This window comes from Bdellovibrio bacteriovorus HD100 (genome assembly GCF_000196175.1).
In the GTDB taxonomy this organism is placed as follows: Bacteria; Bdellovibrionota; Bdellovibrionia; order Bdellovibrionales; family Bdellovibrionaceae; genus Bdellovibrio; species Bdellovibrio bacteriovorus.
Genome location: NC_005363.1, coordinates 3,473,616 through 3,490,730 on the forward strand (window position 1 = coordinate 3,473,616; position 17,115 = coordinate 3,490,730).

Below are 17,115 nucleotides of genomic sequence, written 5' to 3' on the forward strand. Positions count from 1 at the left end.
TTTGACACAAACTGGCCTTAATTTCAGAGTCTTTTTCATTTAAATTAAGACTATGAGACCGTTCATTGTTGGCGCTTTTATATTTCTGTTACAAGCAGTCAGTTATGCATCCACCGAGGCGGTCATGCCTATCGGGGCCTTGCCGAAGAATTCTTCAGTCAAACTTCAGGCTGTCAAAGAAGGCACTCGCTTTATCACCCCTCAATACGAAGGTAACAGCGGTTTCCTCAAAGACGTTGATCAGAACTCTCTTTATCAGGTCACCGATATCAGCGGCACGGAAGACACCTCCGACAACGCCGATCTGCAAGCTCTGGCCAAATCCTCCAATCTGGTCGTGCAAAAATCTGATCTGGGCACGAACTCTGCCACCTGCTCCAGCGGCGATGGCACCACGAACTGTACTTTGACCAGCGATGTGCCGGCTTATAAAACAGGAAGCTTCAATCTGATTGACTGGTTCCTGAATCTTTTCGGCTTGGGATCCAAGCCAAAATCACTGGTCACCCCAAGCACCGGAACCGAGGTCGCAGAAGCCGATGCCATGGCTGCAGCGATGACCGAAAAAATCGACAGCACCAACCGCCTGCTTAATTCCCGCAGCACCACAGCCAATTGCGATGAAAAGAAGTTCCCGGAAGTCATTCAGAACAACAAGACTTTGAATTGCGGTTTAAAGCAGGCTCTGGAAGCTTTGAAAAAGAACAAAGACAAAGTCAATCAGGACAAATTCATTTTCAATGACTTCTCTGATGGCGGGGTCATGGGAAAAATGTGGATTCTGAATGCCGACGGCTCCCTTGCCAATGTCGTGGATAAAAATCCTCTGTGGGTTTCCCGTGGCGAAGGTGGCTTTGGTAACGGACGCGGTTCTTTGAAAACTCCGAACGGCGCAATCATGACCAAGGCCTACAGTCCTCCCCGCGGCGGCAATATTCGTGACGGGATTGAACTTTTGGGACTGGAGCCAGAAAACAAGGATATTCACAGTCGTGGGGTTTTATTGCATGGCTGGGATCCGTACACTCCAACACAGGGCTGCCTGGGAGTTGCCGGCTCTCTGGACACCGTTCGCCACGGCCGCAGCAAACTGGGAACTCCACCACCGTATTTGGATCAGCTGAAGCAAGGGTTCCTGAAAGAGGGCGGTACGATGATTTACAACTTCACTCCGTCCAAAGTGAAATCCTGTCAGTAGCCTATTCGTAGGACACTGATGACAACTGATCTATGGTAAGATACTTCGAAAGTATCTTTTCAATCGTTCCATCTTTCTTCATCTTGTGGACGATTTCTTCCAGCCTTTGCCGCTCTTGCGGCCCTACTCGCTTCCGGGAAACGTAAATACCCAATGACGTTGTGAAGTTCCGGTCCGCGACCGTTACCACGTCATTTTCAATTTTTAAGTCTTTGACCAGATAATTGTTTAAAAGAGGTGTTGCAATCACGGCATCTGTCCGGCCTTTTTGAATCAGGGCAAACACACCCGCCGCATCCGGGACCTGGATAAGACGCTTGTCTTTGATCAACAACTGATACTCGGACTCCGTCATCACTGCCCGCGACCCAATCAGATTGCCAAATATAACTTTCTTATTTGCAAACACATCAGCGACTGTCTGCCCTTTTTTATACTTGGACTTACGCACAACCAGTTCCCGCACGGAACGAAACAAGGGAATGTAATCCGCGCCAGCGTCGGAATAAATATTGTTTTCTGCCACCAGCAAGATCAGATCCAATTGATTCCGCTTCAAGGACTCAACGGCCACTGGCCTGGCCATTCCCCGGGAATTGTATCCACACTCCCGCCGCGCCATGATCGCCGAGATCAACTCCTCATCAACTCCTCCGGCCTGCCCGCCAGAGTTGCGAAAATACATCGGCTGATAATTATTGGTACCTACAATAAACTGCCTTGAGCAGATGTCCTTGGCAAAAGCCGCCTCAACAGCAAATCCCATCACAATGACTAAAAGCGCTTTCAAAATCTGCATACATTTAATCTTAACCAGGTCGTCTCATTCTGACACGTTTCAAAAGCATTTTTAAACGGCCCCCACCCGCCAGCTACTTAGCCTCCAAAGGGTACGATTAGTGCAGCTATACCTCTTTAAGAACTATGCAGAAAAACCGGTTTAAGACTTTATTAATGATTTCAAGCATCTTCGCCCTGACCCTGGCGGCGGCAGGTTGCTATTTCGATGCCGGTTTTGGGCAGCTGTTACAAAATGTACATGCCAGCCCCACCCCCGTTTCCCAGGAACATAAAGAAGCCGCCGAGCTCTTTATTCAACTGAATGAAAAGCACAACTTCTTTGCCGCCCGCTATAAGGGCTGCCATATCGAACGCAATGCGGTTCTTTGCAAAAGCTTCTATAAGGACAAATCTGCTGCCGAGAAAAACAAAGACAGTCGTTTAAAAGCCGCCCAGCTGACAAAGCTGATTCGTCAGCAAAAATGGACCGAGCTTACAAACACTTCGGAATCTGAAAGTGTGCGCGCTATTTCGGCCCTTTCAAATAAGGACCGTCAGAATCTGACAGCGCACATTCTGAGCGACAAAGCCTGTATTTCCCCACACCTGGCAACGGCCATGGCCTTCAAACTGGAAGAGAAACTTCCCGATGCAAAAGTGCTTTCCACAGTGCGTGCGCTGTATGCCCGCACCTTGGAATGCAGCACAGATAAAGAATTCAGCGACCTGGGCCTGTACCGTGGTGGTTTGTTTGAGATCTGGCAGGACAATCCAGAACAGGCCACAGACTTCCTGAAAAAACTTTCCAAGCTTTCCAAAGACATCGCACTGACTTCCCGGGCGCAGTTCTGGATAAATCATGCCGCACGCGAGCAGGGTAAATCCGTATCTGCCAACACCATGGAAGATCATTTCACGAACTTCCCGCTGAGCTATCACATTCTGACGGACTACGCGACGATGGAAGACGGCCCCTATCAGACAGTTTCTGATCTGCGTGAACAGCGCATTCAAACCCGCAGTTCATTTGAAGATCTGAATGGCGCCATCCAGCTGGTTGAACACTTCCTGGCTCAGCAAAAAGACTCGCTGGCCAAACGCACACTTGAATTTATTGATTACGCTGAACTGAGCGAGGCAGAGCCCGGCTTCCAGCTTTATGTGGCAACACTGTTGGCGAAATTCGACGACATGAACCACCAGCGTTTCATGGTGCTCAGCCGTTTGTTCCAGAATCACCCTCAGTTCAAGACGCTGAAGAATCTGAATATCTACTATCCTCTGGCGTTTGAAGACCTGGTGATCAAACATCACCGCGATCAGGACCCATTCCTGCTGCTGTCTTTGATCCGTCAGGAAAGCTCATTCAATCCGAACACGAAAAGCCCGGTGGGTGCGACGGGCTTGATGCAAATCATGCCTCGCACAGCAAAAGACTTAAAAAAACGCGTGGTCACCGACAAAGAACTATTGGATCCTTCCAGCAATATCCAATTGGGTGCACGTTACTTTGCAGCGTTGGTCAAAGAATTCAAGAATGATCACATGAAAGCCCTGGCGTCTTACAACGCCGGCAGCGGCAACGTGCGCAAATGGATGAAACGATATCCGGTGGACAATCCTTTGTTGTTTGTGGATCTGATTCCGTTTGATGAAACGCGTGAATACGTTGCAGGCATCCTGCGCAACCAATATTGGTATTCCAAGCTGTATCCAGAACTGCTTGTGACACCGCAAATGGCTTCACAAGTTTCTGCTCAGAAATAGTTCACACAAGACTTTACTTTTGAACTTTACCCAAAGGTTTCAGACGGCCGACTTTGCCGACCTTTGAAGGCAGTGGATGCTGGATTTTTTCCGCCATCCACGGATTGATTTCAATCAGCTTGTCCAGATTCAGACCCGTCTTCACACCCATGCCATGGAACATGTAAACCACGTCCTCAGTCGCAACGTTGCCAGTGGCCCCCGGAGCGTAAGGGCATCCGCCCAAACCACCCAGGCTGGTATCAAAGACATTGATACCCAGCTTGTACGCCGCAAGGATATTGGCCAAAGCCTGGCCGCGCGTATCGTGAAAATGCCCGGCAAGTTTTTTCACCGGAACAACTTTCTTTAGCTTTCTGAACAGGGATTCCACCTGCCCCACATCCGCCACACCGATGGTGTCGCCGATGGAAAGTTCGTACACGCCCAGTTTGTGCATGCGCTGAGCAAGCTTCACCACTTTGGCTTCAGACACTCTGCCTTCAAATGGACAACCAAAACACGTGGACAGGTATCCGCGCACTTTGATCTTGTGCTTCTTCGCCAAAGCCATCACCGGCTCAAAACGTTTGAAGCTTTCATCGATAGAACAGTTGATGTTTTTCAAAGAGAAGGATTCAGAACACGCCGCAAAGATCGCAACTTCCTTCACCCCGCTGGCGATGGCATCCATCATCCCGCGTTCGTTGGGAACCAGTACTGAAAATTCTGTCTTCTTGGGGATAGAACCGGACTTCACAAGAGCAAATGTCTTTTGCACCACTTCCGCAGTGCCCGCCATTTGCGGAACCCAGGTCGGGGAAACAAACGCCCCGATTTCAACACGCTTGGTTCCGGCCAGAATCAGTCGTCTTGCAAATTCCACACGAGTGTCAGCATCCAGAACCGTTTTTTCGTTCTGAAGGCCGTCTCTTAATCCCATTTCCACAATGACAACTGACTTTTTCATAGGTCCTATTTATCGGATGCTGGTTTGATTTTCACAAGGGCTTTACCCAAGGCCACTTGTTCGCCAACCGTACAGTTCACACTGTCGATAGTCCCGGCGATTTCTGCCTTTAAAGTGTACTCCATTTTCATGGCTTCCATCACCAAAACCGCCTGGCCTGCAGCCACAGCCGCCCCTGGCGCCAAAAGCAATTTGGTCACTTTGCCCGGCATAGGGGCCATGATCTGATCGGAAGAACCACCCGTACCGCCCTTTTTACGGGACTTTCGTCCTGTCGTTGCGTCCTGGGTGAAAACACGGCCGTTATAGTGAACCCACAAAGTCCCGGCAATCAGCTGGGCTTGGGCTTTATGATCAACACCGTCGATTCTTACTTTCACTTCCATTAGATACCTCTCCAGTAAGAAGCCCAAGGGGATGCGGAAGTTTTCGCCGTTTCACCAGCGCCTCCGCGAAGCTGCAACAATGCACCCGCCGCCACGGTTTTTTCAATTTCCGTCAAAGCTGGTTCTTTCAGTGATTCACTGAAGTAAGTTTCAATAAATCTTGTCGTCATCGTGCCCATGACGAACTCTTTGTGCGAAAGAATTTCGATCAGGTACGGGATGTTCGTGTGAACACCAAACACCACGGAATCCTTCAATACGCGGATCATTTTCTGAATCGCACGCGGACGGTTTTCATCCCACACGATCACTTTGGCAATCATCGGGTCATAGTACGGCGTAATGGTGTCGCCGGAATCAAAGCCGTATTCATAACGACGGCCCGGACCTTCCGGCCATTCCACATGACCCAAAAGACCTGTGGAAGGAACGCCACCCAGGAATGGATTTTCAGCATAGATACGGCATTCGATGGAATGGCCCTTCGGTGCGCGGATCTGTTTGTTGTCATGAACGAAATCACCCTGCGCAGTCAGGATCTGCATTTTCACCAGATCCACACCCAGAACTTCTTCCGTCACCGGGTGTTCGACCTGCAAACGAGTGTTCACTTCCAAAAGATAGAACTCCCCATCTTGCAGAAGGAATTCCACCGTGCCCGCCCCTTTGTATTTGCCCAAAGTCGCAATGGCACAAGCCGCCTCTCCCATACGGCGGCGCAGATCATCGGTCAAAGAAGGCGAAGTCGCCTCTTCGATGATTTTCTGGTGACGGCGCTGAACAGAGCATTCGCGGTCAAAGAAGTGCTGCACATTTCCGGTGCTGTCACCGAAGACCTGGAATTCAATGTGTTTTGCACGATCCAGATACTTTTCCAGGAAGACTTTCGGAGAACCAAAAGCCGACTGTGCTTCACGCTGGGCGGATTCAATCAGCTCGTGAGCTTCTGCGGAAGACTTCAAAAGTTTCATCCCGCGGCCACCACCACCGGCAGCGGCTTTCACGATCACCGGATAGCCGATCTTCTCAGCCTGCGTGATCAAGTGAGCCACATCCTGGTTTTCACCCTGATAACCCGGCACCAGCGGCAAACCCGCCTGCTTTGCCAGCTCTTTACAGTGAACCTTGTCACCCAAAGCACGGATCGCTTCCGGAGAAGGACCAATGAAGGTCAAACCGGCTTTATTCACAGCCTCCGCGAAATCGGCGTTTTCAGACAGGAAACCAAAACCCGGATGCACCGCTTGCGCACCACCGGCCAAAGCGCCGTTGATGTTGGCTGGAATGTTCAGATAACTTTCCGCCGTTGCCGCAGGACCCACGCAGATGGTTTTAGTCGCCATACGATAAGCGCGGGTGTTGATGTCGGCTTCTGAGTGCAGAAGAACGGTTTCAATACCCATTTCCTCGCAGGCTTTGATAATACGAACAGCCACTTCACCGCGATTGGCGATGGCAATACGTGTGAACTTTTTCATTAATTCAGTCTCCATGCGGGCTCACGCTTTTCAAGGAAGGATTTCAGGCCTTCCTGCCCTTCATTGCTGGCGCGACGTTCTGCGATCACCGTGGTTGTACGGCTGCGCTGATCGGCCCAGCTCAAGGTATCAAGATCATTCAATAGTTTTTTGGTTTCACGAACCGCATCCGGACCGCACTGCATGTAGCCGTGCAGAACCTTTTGCAAAGCCGTGTGGCCTTCACCCACAGGAACCACTTCTGTTACCAGACCGGCTTGCTGGGCGATGTGCGAGTTAAACACCACACCTGAAAGCATCAACGGACGAACTTTACCGGCAACTGCTTTTTTGTTCACAAAGGCACTGATCACCGCCGGCGCGATTCCCAGCTTCACTTCACTGAAACAGAACTGGGTGTTTTCTTCAGCAATGACTTCGTCACAAACCGCCACGAGTCCCAAAGCGCCGCCAAAAGCCGCGCCGTGAATCATGCCAATCACCGGCAGACTGCACTGGGCGATGGCTTCAAACATGCCGAAAAGCTTCAAAGAGTCTTCACGGTTTTGTTCGAAGGTGAAATTCACCATTTCTTTCATCCAGTTCAGGTCAGCTCCGGCGCAGAAGACTTTGCCTTCCCCTTGCAGAACCACGGCACGCAGATCTTTGCGCGCTTCCAGATCGGTAAAGATCTTGGTCAGCTCCGCGATCATCTCCGGGTTGAAAGAGTTACGCACTTCGGGCCTGTGAAGTTTCACATAGGCCACCTGATTCATTTCTGTAACTACAACAAAAGACATAATTACATCCTGAAGACGCCCTGAGTTTTTTCACCCCAGGACTTGTTAAGGCTTGCGGAGATCCCCAGTGCCAGCACACGGCGGGTGTCAGCCGGATCAATGATCCCGTCATCCCACAGGCGCGCTGAAGAATAATAACAAGCACTTTCTTTTTCGTATTTTTCCAAAGTCGGACGTTTAAACTCGGCCTGCTCTTCAGCAGACATCGTTTGTTTTTTCGCCGCCATCTGATCCATCTTCACAGTCAGAAGAACATTGGCCGCCTGCTCGCCCCCCATCACGCTGATTTTGGCGTTAGGCCACATCCACAACTGACGAGGCTGGAAGGCACGACCGCACATGCCATAGTTGCCGGCGCCGTAAGAGCCACCGATGACCACGGTGAATTTCGGCACATGGGCGTTGGAAACGGCCATCACCATCTTCGCCCCGTGTTTGGCGATACCTTCGTTTTCATATTTTTTACCGACCATGAAGCCGGTGATGTTTTGCAGGAAGATCAAAGGCACTTCGCGCTGTTCACACAGTTCGATAAAGTGCGCGGCTTTCAAAGAGCTTTCGCTGAACAAAACGCCGTTATTCGCAATGATACCCACAGGCATACCCCAGATGTGGGCAAAGCCGGTCACCAAAGTTTTACCATACAGCGGTTTGAATTCATGGAAACGGGAACCGTCCACGATACGCGCAATCACTTCACGCACATCAAATGGCACACGGCTGTCTTTCGGGATGATCCCGTAAAGCTCTTTCTGGTCGAACAGGGGTTCTTCCACCGGAAGGGTTTTCAACTGCACGGCACGCTTGTGGTTCAAGTGAGCCACGATCGAGCGCGTGATTTCAATGGCGTGTTCGTCGTCTTCCGCAAAGTGATCCGTCACACCGGAATTTTCACAGTGCACTTGCGCGCCGCCTAGTTCCTGCGCATCAACAACTTCTCCGGTTGCGGCTTTCACCAGTGGAGGACCACCCAGGAAGATGGTTCCGTTTTCTTTTACGATCACGGTTTCATCACTCATCGCCGGAACATACGCGCCACCCGCGGTGCAAGACCCCATCACCACCGCGATTTGCGGGATGTTGGCGGCCGACATGCGGGCCTGGTTGTAGAAGATTCTGCCGAAGTGATCACGATCCGGGAACACATCCGCCTGCATTGGCAGGAAGGCGCCGCCGGAATCGACAAGGTAAATACATGGCAGACCGTTTTCAAAAGCGATCTCTTGCGCGCGCAAGTGCTTTTTTACGGTCATTGGGAAGTACGTGCCGCCTTTGACTGTCGCATCGTTTGCCACGATCACACATTCAGTGCCGTGAATGACACCGATACCAGTGACCACACCCGCACCCGGAGCCTGGCCTTCGTACATGTCCCAAGCCGCCAGGGTTGAGAACTCTAGGAACGCGGTTCCGCCGTCCACCAAAGCCTCGATACGCTCGCGCGCCGTCAGCTTGCCACGGGATTTGTGTTTTTTAGTCGCGTCTTCGCCGCCACCTTGTTTCACAAGATTTACGCGTTCACGCCATTCGTTGACGATACCAAGCATGGCCTCGCGGTTGAGCTTGAAATCACTGGAACTGGAATCAATGTTTGTCTCTAAAATTTCCATAGAACCTTGTACTATCCCTCACTGCCAGGCAAAGCCGGAGTGTGTTTAAAACTCAAATGCAAACGGAACTCTGCCACGGCCTGATCGTTGCTGTCGAAAACCTTCAGCTCCACTTCAGCTTTGGCTTCGCGGCGATCACGGACTTCCGCCAGCACCACTTCGCGGACTGTTTCTGGAAGCTCCATGCGCACACGGCACTCTTCACTGGTGACTTTGAACAATTCAGACTCAAGACGGGTCACGTTGATTTCAAAAGAACCCATCGGGGCATGGCGCATCCACAGAAGTTTGGCCGCCTCAATCGCCGCCGTCACCAAAGCCCCCTCGTGCATGGTTTTGACTTCGTTCAGGTTGCGGGTGCGGGCCGAAACCACCATTTCGACTTGAGTGTCCGACAAACGAGAAATTCTCAGGCCCATGCCTGCCGAGAACGGGCGCACGATATCCAGGGCATAACTAAGCGCAGCATGAGACGCCTTCGGGGAAACCTCTTCCAGCAAGGCTGCCAGGTCCGCGGCACTCAGGCGAATACCCCGTTCTTCAAGCTGGGACTTCAGCCCGTCTTTGGCGTTTTGCAACTGCTGACGCAGGTTCTGCTCCAGCTCAATCCCCTTTGACATTAAGATTGTCAGCCATTGTTGGTTCATGAGATACCCTCTCTGTGCGAGTGTTGAAAAAAACTGAATATCATGCTCGGATAACGATGTCAGTTTTATCACACTGAGTAAATGGAGAGAGGACTCTAGAGATGAAGAAAATTGTAAGCCTGGTTATTTTCATTGCTGCCTTGGTTTGGACCTGGAATGTGATCCACACTTCCCAAGCCGTTGGATTTGAGACGCACTCCGGCATTCAGGTGAAACTGGCTGAACTTATCACTCAAACTTTGGCTGCTAAAAAGCCACACGCCAAAGACCTTTCCATCTCCCGTTTGTGGACCGAAACCCTGAGCGACAACAAGGTTCGCGCGGTGTTTGCTTACAAGTTCACCGATGTTTCTGAAGACGGCGAATCCATGGAACAAGTGATCGAAGGCGAAGCGGTTCTTTACCGCGACATCTCTGATCAGGAAAACGTGGATAAATGGGTTCTGCAATCCGTAAAAACCACCAATGATATCGTGGTTTTCACTGAAGGCTCCACTATCACTCCGGGCGCAGACGAAGTAACAACTGAGGCTACTCCAGAGGCAACTCCGGCAGCCACTGCGACTCCGACTCCTGCTCCAACCGCAACTCCTGGCCACTAATGGCTATTCCCACAAATTTCATCCAAATTGATGAAGAGGGTTTTGCTCTGAGCCGCGAGGTTCGCATCCAAGACCCGATTGTGGGACAGGAAATCCTGCAAAATCTGAAAATTCACGAGGGCGGAACCCTGCTTTCCACCTTCGGCGATGTCCCGGTGATCGTTGAAGCTTTCGACGAACCTTACGTAGCCGCTCAAGTAAATCTGAAAGAGGACAAAACCTGGGAAATCCTGCTTCCGTATGGCGTGCACTACGCCTTCGAACTGGAGTCTTTGTCTTTGGACGAGTGGGACCGCTTTCACGGTTATGCCGCCAACAAAATTCCGTTCGTGATGTCCCGCAAGGCCCAAGCCACGTTCTTCAACTTGCTTGAAGAATTCGGCGACGACTTCATCGAATTTGACGGCAAAACCTACGACATTCCGGCTTACTGGCCACCCCACAAAGACGTCGAAAAAGAAACCTACTGGAGCCAGATCTACCAGCAGGAAGAAAACCCGGGCTGGAATCTGGGTGAACCCGCCGAAGCTCTGAAAGACATGATTCCCCGCCTGAAAATCAGCCGCTCCCGCGTGTTGGTTTTGGGTTGTGGTGAAGGTCATGATGCGGCTTTGTTTGCGGCCGCCGGCCACTTTGTCACAGCTGTCGACATCTCCCCATTGGCTTTGGAACGTGCCAAAAAACTGTACGGCCATCTGCCCACTTTGACTTTCGTGGAAGCCGACCTTTTCAAGCTGCCGCAAGACTTTGACCAGTCCTTTGATGTCGTGTTTGAACACACCTGTTACTGCGCCATCAACCCGGAACGCCGCCAGGAACTTGTCAAAGTCTGGAACCGTGTGCTGGTACAAGGCGGCCATTTGATGGGCGTATTCTTCACCTTCGAAAAACGCCAGGGCCCACCCTACGGCGGCACCGAGTGGGAACTGCGCCAACGCCTGAAAAACCACTACCACCCGATCTTCTGGGGCCGCTGGCAAAAATCAATCCCCCGCCGCCAAGGCAAAGAGCTTTTCATCTACACCAAAAAGAAGTAACTAAAAGGTACCTGCTTACTTTTGCATAAGCATCGCGCTAGACGCACCGTTTATGCAAAAGTAAGCAGGTACCTTTTGGGAGAAGCTATGCATATTGAATTTACTCAGGCTGATTCTAGTCATGTTGAAGACCTTGTTGAACTGGTTAACTCCGCTTATCGCGGGGACAGCTCCAAACAAGGGTGGACGACTGAGGCTGACTTGTTGGATGGACAGCGTGTGGATGCTAAAGGCATTCAGGCTTTGATCGACAAAGAAGAGTCCGTGATTCTGGTCGCGGAAGATGACGACACCGGCGATCTTTTGGGGTGTGTTCACGTTGAAAAACAAGGTTCCAAAATGTATCTGGGCATGCTGACTGTGGCTCCGGAATTACAGTCAAAAGGCCTCGGAAAATTATTGTTGAACGAATCAGAGGCACTTGCACAATTCTGGGATTGTAATACCATTTTCATGACAGTGATTTCCGTTCGCACAGAGCTGATCAAGTGGTACGAAAAGCATGGCTTCCGCAACACCAAGGAAACCAAGCCGTTCCCTTACGGCGATGAACGCTTCGGGATTCCAAAAGTCGAAGGACTGCAGTTCACAGTTCTTGAAAAGAAAGTATAAATCCTAAGGCCCTTCACTGATGAGGGGCTTTTTTTGCAAGGAGCAAAAAATGATCAAGGGATTGATCCTGGCCCTGAGCCTTTCCGTATCCTCTTACGCCTTCGCGGAAGAGATTCAAAAAGAAATTCCCGCTGACAAAGACGTTCACACTCAGTTTGGCCAGTGCCAGCACGAGTTCCTGCCGTCCAACTTTGACCTGTTCGTCTGGAACATCAAAAAGGCCGAAGCCAAGGACCGCTGGGCCCGTGACTTTGAATACTTTGTTCCAAAGAATGACCTGATCCTGATTCAAGAAGGCATGATCGATTCCTATGTGCCCAATGTGATCCTGCGCCAGAAAAACTTCTGCTGGGATTTTGCCACCAGCTTCCTGGAAAAAGACGGCGATCAGACCGGAGTCATGAACGGCTCTTATGCCCGCCCCTCCATGGTTCACTTCCTGCGCAGTCCGGGTCGCGAACCGGTGATCAAAACCCCGAAAATGGTTCTGGTCAGCGAATACGCCATCGCCAACAGCCCGTTCACACTGTGGGTTGCGAACATCCATGGCTTGAATTTCGTAGCCAACAAACACAACCGCGAGCAGATCGAACAGGTCGCGGCTTTCCTGAAAAAGCACGAGGGCCCGCTTATTTTTGCCGGAGACTTCAATTCCTGGAATGGCGAACGCCTAGCCTATCTTGATGAAATCCTTGGAAAACTTAAGATGAAGAAACTGCCGTTTGCCAACGACAATCGCAGGTTCAAATTGGATCATATCTACGTCCGCGGGCTGGAAGCCACCTCCACGACCCTGCACAACGATATCGAAACATCCGATCACAAGCCGCTTTCAGCCTCGTTCCGCCTGAAATAGCCTCCTCGGGTCGGCTTCGTTATGCGCGGTCGGCCCCCGGTTGATTCATTTTTTGTATAATAAGTTCTTTTGTATGTATTAAAAGTTTCCTCGATTTCGGAGCATATTCACCTCACAGGAGGTTTCTATGTCTTTGAAAACTGCACTCACAGCACTTTTGGGGCTTTTGGTTTCCTCTGTGACCATGGCTGATCAGATGGGCCCGAACGGCGACAAATTCTATGAAGAAGCGGCTCACTACGAACACGCTTGCCAGACTCAGCCGTGCAAATCCAACTATTCCCACCAGATCGTTTACAGCCAGAAAACCCGCATGAACAAACTGAACGATCCCACCCGCGACAACTTGAAGGCCATCGCAGTTGAGCAAGCCCAGGTTTGGGGTGACACCATTTTGGAAGGCGACTACCACGCGGCCGGCCGCACTCGTCTGGATGAGGTTCTGGCTTTCTACAAAGGCGCGCGCCTGATCGGATACAAAATCAAGTATTCTGAAAAAGCCTGGTACGTGGGTGACTGCGACTATAACGGCCAACGCGAGTCTTTGAAAAACTGCAAAGCAGGCCGAATTATCGAAGGCAGCTACGTGTCTGCCGACCAGAAAACATTCTTCAGTGATGAAGAACGTTACGCTGAGTTTTCTTTTATCAACGAATAAGTTCTAGGTTATAGTCGCCGACATGGCGATCGTAATTGAAACCACCGACCTTTCCCGCGTCTATCAGACTTACCAGAAGCCCGAAGGATTCATCAATTCCCTGAAGGGCTTCGTCAATCGTAAGCATGTCTCCAAAGTTGCTTTGGACAAAACCACTTTGAAAATCGAATCCGGTCAGATTGTGGGATTGGTGGGCGCCAACGGTGCTGGCAAAACCACTTTGCTGAAAATGCTTTCCGGCCTTGTCACTCCGACCAGCGGTGATGCACGGGTTCTGGGCTTCAGACCGTGGGAGCGCAAGAACGAATTCCTGCGCCAGATCAGCATTCTGCTGGGGCAGAAGAATCAGCTGTGGTGGGATATTTCTCCAGCGGATTCTTATTCCCTGCTGGCGCGCATTTACGATCTGGATCCGGCCCAGGCCCGAAAACGGGTCGAGCACCTGGCCGAGATGCTTCAGTGCACCCATGTTCTGCACACACAACTTCGCCGCCTCAGTCTTGGTGAGCGCATGAAGATGGAGATCATCGGCGCCCTTTTGCATGAACCCAAAATACTGTTCCTGGATGAGCCGACCATCGGTCTGGACATCGTGGCTCAGGAGACCATCCGTGAGTTCCTGGATCAGTACGTGAAAGAAAAAGAACCGACCGTGATTCTGACCAGTCACTATATGGACGATATCGCCAAACTTGCTGACAAGCTGCTTCTGATCAGCAAAGGCCACATCGTCTATCAGGGCACGGTTCCTGAGTTTGTAACCAAATCCAACACTGAACTGGCTGAAAACGAAGAGGTCGATTTTGAAGATGTCATTCGCCGCTTTTTGGAAGCGGAATCTCGCGTTCGCTAAACTCGCGATTCTGTCCAATCTTGAATACCGGCTGAATTATTTCGTCGATGCGATTCTTCAGCCGACACTGACCACAGGGATTGAAGTCCTTTTGTGGTTTGCCGTCTTTAAAGGCGCTGGCGCCACAGAGATCGCCGGTTTTGGCCGTGAGTACTATCTGGCCTATGCCATGTGGGGCGCTTTCTTTGCACGCATCTGCACCAGCTGGATGTATGAATACCGCATGATTCAGGAGATCGACTCCGGAAGCATCAACAGTCTGCTGGTGCGACCGATGAGTTTCTATGAATACTATTTCTCGCAGTTGATGGGTTACAAGTTCATCACCACCCTGGTGTCGATGCTGATTCCCTTCTTCGCAATCTTCATCTTTGATCTGCCGACCAAATTTGAACGTCTGCCGCTGGCATTCGCCCTGGAATTCTATTATTTGATTTTAGTGCATTCGATCAGCTTTGTGATCGCGGCCTGCGCCTTTTATCTGAACAAGGTCTATGCCGTCACCGGGGCAAAAAATCTGGCCTTGTGGCTGATGACCGGGGAACTGTTCCCGCTGGATCTGATGCCGGAACCGGTGAAGTCCATCATGATCGCTTTGCCGTTCAGTGCCGGGGTTTATGTTCCCGTGGGTTACCTGACCGGGCGACTTGAAATCGGCACAGTCTGGCAGTCCTTTGCTTCGGTCACAGTCGGCATCGTCGTGGTGAATCTTATTGGCGCGTGGCTGTGGCGAAAAGGTGTCAACGTGTACACCGGAACGGGGGCTTAAATGTTTCAGACGCTGAAGAAGTACCTGTCTTTGTACGCCGCTCTTTTCCGCACCAGCTTTATCGCAGATCTGGAATACCGGGTGAACTTCGTTACCCGTATCGCCACTGATATATTTTGGTATTTGGCGCAGATCATGACCTTTGAAGTTTTGTTCCGCCATACACCGAAAATCGGCGACTGGAACCTGGAGCAAATGCGCGTGTTCCTGGGCGTGGTTTTTGTCGTCGACGGACTTTACATGATCATTCTTTCCGAGAACCTGGATCAGTTTTCGGAAAAAGTGCGCAAAGGCGATCTGGATCTGCTGCTGGCAAAGCCCATCAACTCGCAGTTCATGATTTCACTGCAAAAGGCGTCCACAGCGATGATCGGAAATCTGATCATTGCTTCCAGCTGGTTCATCTATAGCATCTTGCAGCTTTCAAACTTTGAATGGCTGCGCCTGTTCTGGCTGCTGCTGTTAATCCCATGTGGGCTGGTGGCCTTGTATGCCATGAGATTCTTCATGGCCTCCACCGCGGTGATCTTTGCGCGATCAGAGAATTTGCAATTCATCTGGTATCAGATTTACCGTCTGGGCATGCGCCCGGATTCAATCTATGTGCCGTGGTTCAAATGGGTGCTGCTGACCGCCCTGCCCGTGGGTGTGATCGCCAGTGTGCCGGCCCGCGCGCTTTTAGAACCACCCGATCTGGCATTGTTTGCATGGGTGGTGGTGCTTTCAGGTATTTTGATTTATCTAACAAACAAATTTTGGAAATTTGCCCTGCGGTTTTATTCCAGCGCAAGTTCCTAAGGAGAAATTCATATGATTAAAATCTACGGATCCCCGATGTCCAGCGCCGGCCGCTGCTACTGGATGCTTGAAGAACTGGGCCTGCCTTATGAGCAGATGCCAATGAATATGCGTGAAAAGCAGCATAAATCCCCGGACTATCTGAAAATCAACCCGAACGGAAAAATCCCGGCAATCATTGATGGCGAATACATCCTGTGGGAATCCATGGCTATCACCAACTATCTGGCCAAAAAACACAACAGCCCCCTGGCTCCGCAGAATCTGGAAGAAGAAGGCCACATCATGCAGTGGAGCTTCTGGGCCCTGGTGGATTTGCAAACTCCTGCGGTGAACTGGCTGATTCAGGCGCTGTTCGTCCCGGACGAGTTCAAGAATCCCAAAGTCATCGAAGACGCCAAAAAGGTTCTGCCGAACTATCTGAACACTCTGGAAGCGGGCCTTAAAGGCAAGACTTACCTTGTTGGAAACCGCTTCACCGTGGCGGATCTGAATGTAGCTTCTGTAGTGGGTTTGCTGTACGCCCTGAAGTTCGACATGTCCCCTTATCCGGAAATCAACAAGTGGATGGGACTTTGTACCAGCCGTCCAGCGGCCCAGAAGCTGGATAAAATGCGCGCGACCGCCCAGGCTCACTAGAAATCCCGAAGACAAAAACGGGACGCCTCTTTGAAATGCATTTTTCTTAGAGGCTCCATCAATTTAATTAATTTGTCTGGTGGCCTCTTTTCGCCGATCTTAAAGATCACCAAAGGAGGTCACTATGGCATTGCATGAAAACCGCACCGTACAAACTAAAAACGGCGATTCCATCATTTTGAGGCCTGCTTTGGTCACAGAGGCCGAAGATCTTCTGAATGCTTTCAAAGAGATCCTGCCGACCTCTCCCTATATACTGAGCACAGTTGAATCGGCGGCGACAAAGACCGTGGAAACCCAAGTGAAGTGGATCACCGCAGCCAATGAGGATCCCCGCAGCGCTTTGATCATCGCTGAACATCAAGGCCGCATCGTGGGCATTACCAACATGGCCGCCTTCAAGGACAGCAAACGTTCGCACCGTGCGGGACTTGGCATGTCTGTTCATCATGACTATCGGGGGCGGGGCTTGGGCGAAGCGCTTTTGCGCCGCCTGATTGAGGTTGCACAAACCCTTGAAGGTCTGCGCTTTCTGGAACTGAACGTGATGAGCGCCAACAAGGTGGCTCACCGTCTTTATCTTAAGTTGGGATTTAAACAGATCGGATATCAGGAACTGGCCTATCGCCAGCCCGATGGAACATTTACGGATGATATCTGTATGTGTCTGGATTTAACAGCTCGCCCTTAACCAGGG

General features: G+C 50.9%; 19 protein-coding genes. 12 read left to right on the plus strand and 7 right to left on the minus strand.

Annotated elements, in window-relative coordinates; genetic code table 11:
• Window positions 1-52 precede the first annotated feature (52 nt).
• Window positions 53-1,198, plus strand: coding sequence for a hypothetical protein (locus tag BD_RS16350; RefSeq protein ID WP_011165898.1), 1,146 nt, complete (start codon window positions 53-55; stop codon window positions 1,196-1,198).
• A gap of 1 nt (window position 1,199) precedes the next feature.
• Here BD_RS16350 and BD_RS16355 read toward each other — a convergent pair whose 3' ends face one another.
• Window positions 1,200-1,997: a substrate-binding periplasmic protein gene (locus tag BD_RS16355; RefSeq protein WP_011165899.1), complete on the minus strand. Its 798-nt coding sequence runs from the start codon at window positions 1,995-1,997 to the stop codon at window positions 1,200-1,202.
• Between the two features lie 155 nt (window positions 1,998-2,152).
• On the opposite strand from BD_RS16355, the gene BD_RS16360 reads away from it, so the two are divergent.
• Entirely contained in the window at window positions 2,153-3,745 is a 1,593-nt protein-coding gene (locus tag BD_RS16360) for a lytic transglycosylase domain-containing protein (protein WP_231839214.1), read from the plus strand.
• 13 nt (window positions 3,746-3,758) lie between these two features.
• Here BD_RS16360 and BD_RS16365 read toward each other — a convergent pair whose 3' ends face one another.
• From BD_RS16365 to BD_RS16390, 6 genes are read right to left on the minus strand one after another with little or no spacing between them, the layout of a single operon-like run.
• A complete protein-coding gene (locus tag BD_RS16365; RefSeq protein ID WP_011165901.1) occupies window positions 3,759-4,694 on the minus strand; it encodes a hydroxymethylglutaryl-CoA lyase in 936 nt (311 codons plus the stop codon).
• A gap of 5 nt (window positions 4,695-4,699) precedes the next feature.
• Window positions 4,700-5,080, minus strand: a complete 381-nt coding sequence (locus BD_RS16370) for an acetyl-CoA carboxylase biotin carboxyl carrier protein subunit (RefSeq protein WP_011165902.1) — start codon at window positions 5,078-5,080, stop codon at window positions 4,700-4,702.
• Window positions 5,080-6,558, minus strand: a complete 1,479-nt coding sequence (locus BD_RS16375) for an acetyl-CoA carboxylase biotin carboxylase subunit (RefSeq protein WP_011165903.1) — start codon at window positions 6,556-6,558, stop codon at window positions 5,080-5,082. Before BD_RS16375 ends, BD_RS16370 begins: the two co-directional genes overlap by 1 nt.
• Window positions 6,558-7,337: an enoyl-CoA hydratase-related protein gene (locus BD_RS16380; RefSeq protein WP_011165904.1), complete on the minus strand. Its 780-nt coding sequence runs from the start codon at window positions 7,335-7,337 to the stop codon at window positions 6,558-6,560. Before BD_RS16380 ends, BD_RS16375 begins: the two co-directional genes overlap by 1 nt.
• 2 nt (window positions 7,338-7,339) lie before the next feature.
• Entirely contained in the window at window positions 7,340-8,947 is a 1,608-nt protein-coding gene (locus BD_RS16385) for a carboxyl transferase domain-containing protein (RefSeq protein WP_011165905.1), read from the minus strand.
• 11 nt (window positions 8,948-8,958) lie between these two features.
• Window positions 8,959-9,567 (minus strand): YiiD C-terminal domain-containing protein, encoded by a 609-nt coding sequence (locus BD_RS16390; RefSeq protein ID WP_157866036.1) that lies wholly within the window; start codon window positions 9,565-9,567, stop codon window positions 8,959-8,961.
• Window positions 9,568-9,695: 128 nt separating this feature from the next.
• On the opposite strand from BD_RS16390, the gene BD_RS16395 reads away from it, so the two are divergent.
• The 10 genes from BD_RS16395 to BD_RS16440 all read left to right on the plus strand — a co-directional run bounded on the left by BD_RS16395 (window position 9,696) and on the right by BD_RS16440 (window position 17,109).
• Entirely contained in the window at window positions 9,696-10,196 is a 501-nt protein-coding gene (locus tag BD_RS16395) for a hypothetical protein (protein WP_011165907.1), read from the plus strand.
• Complete coding sequence (locus tag BD_RS16400) at window positions 10,196-11,233, plus strand: class I SAM-dependent methyltransferase (RefSeq protein WP_011165908.1); 1,038 nt, start codon at window positions 10,196-10,198, stop codon at window positions 11,231-11,233. The genes BD_RS16395 and BD_RS16400 overlap by 1 nt, the downstream gene beginning before the upstream one ends.
• A gap of 87 nt (window positions 11,234-11,320) precedes the next feature.
• Window positions 11,321-11,845 carry a GNAT family N-acetyltransferase gene (locus BD_RS16405; RefSeq protein ID WP_011165909.1) on the plus strand — a complete coding sequence of 175 codons (525 nt, stop codon included), beginning with the start codon at window positions 11,321-11,323 and terminating at the stop codon, window positions 11,843-11,845.
• A 49-nt stretch (window positions 11,846-11,894) separates the two neighbouring features.
• Entirely contained in the window at window positions 11,895-12,701 is an 807-nt protein-coding gene (locus BD_RS16410; protein ID WP_011165910.1) for an endonuclease/exonuclease/phosphatase family protein, read from the plus strand.
• Window positions 12,702-12,828: 127 nt separating this feature from the next.
• Window positions 12,829-13,359 (plus strand): hypothetical protein, encoded by a 531-nt coding sequence (locus BD_RS16415; RefSeq protein ID WP_011165911.1) that lies wholly within the window; start codon window positions 12,829-12,831, stop codon window positions 13,357-13,359.
• A gap of 22 nt (window positions 13,360-13,381) precedes the next feature.
• Entirely contained in the window at window positions 13,382-14,212 is an 831-nt protein-coding gene (locus tag BD_RS16420) for an ABC transporter ATP-binding protein (protein WP_011165912.1), read from the plus strand.
• Window positions 14,169-14,981: an ABC transporter permease gene (locus tag BD_RS16425; protein ID WP_011165913.1), complete on the plus strand. Its 813-nt coding sequence runs from the start codon at window positions 14,169-14,171 to the stop codon at window positions 14,979-14,981. Before BD_RS16420 ends, BD_RS16425 begins: the two co-directional genes overlap by 44 nt.
• Entirely contained in the window at window positions 14,982-15,779 is a 798-nt protein-coding gene (locus BD_RS16430; RefSeq protein ID WP_011165914.1) for an ABC transporter permease, read from the plus strand.
• A 12-nt stretch (window positions 15,780-15,791) separates the two neighbouring features.
• Entirely contained in the window at window positions 15,792-16,418 is a 627-nt protein-coding gene (locus tag BD_RS16435) for a glutathione S-transferase family protein (RefSeq protein ID WP_011165915.1), read from the plus strand.
• A gap of 124 nt (window positions 16,419-16,542) precedes the next feature.
• Window positions 16,543-17,109, plus strand: coding sequence for a GNAT family N-acetyltransferase (locus tag BD_RS16440; RefSeq protein WP_041583642.1), 567 nt, complete (start codon window positions 16,543-16,545; stop codon window positions 17,107-17,109).
• The last annotated feature ends 6 nt before the right edge of the window (window positions 17,110-17,115 follow it).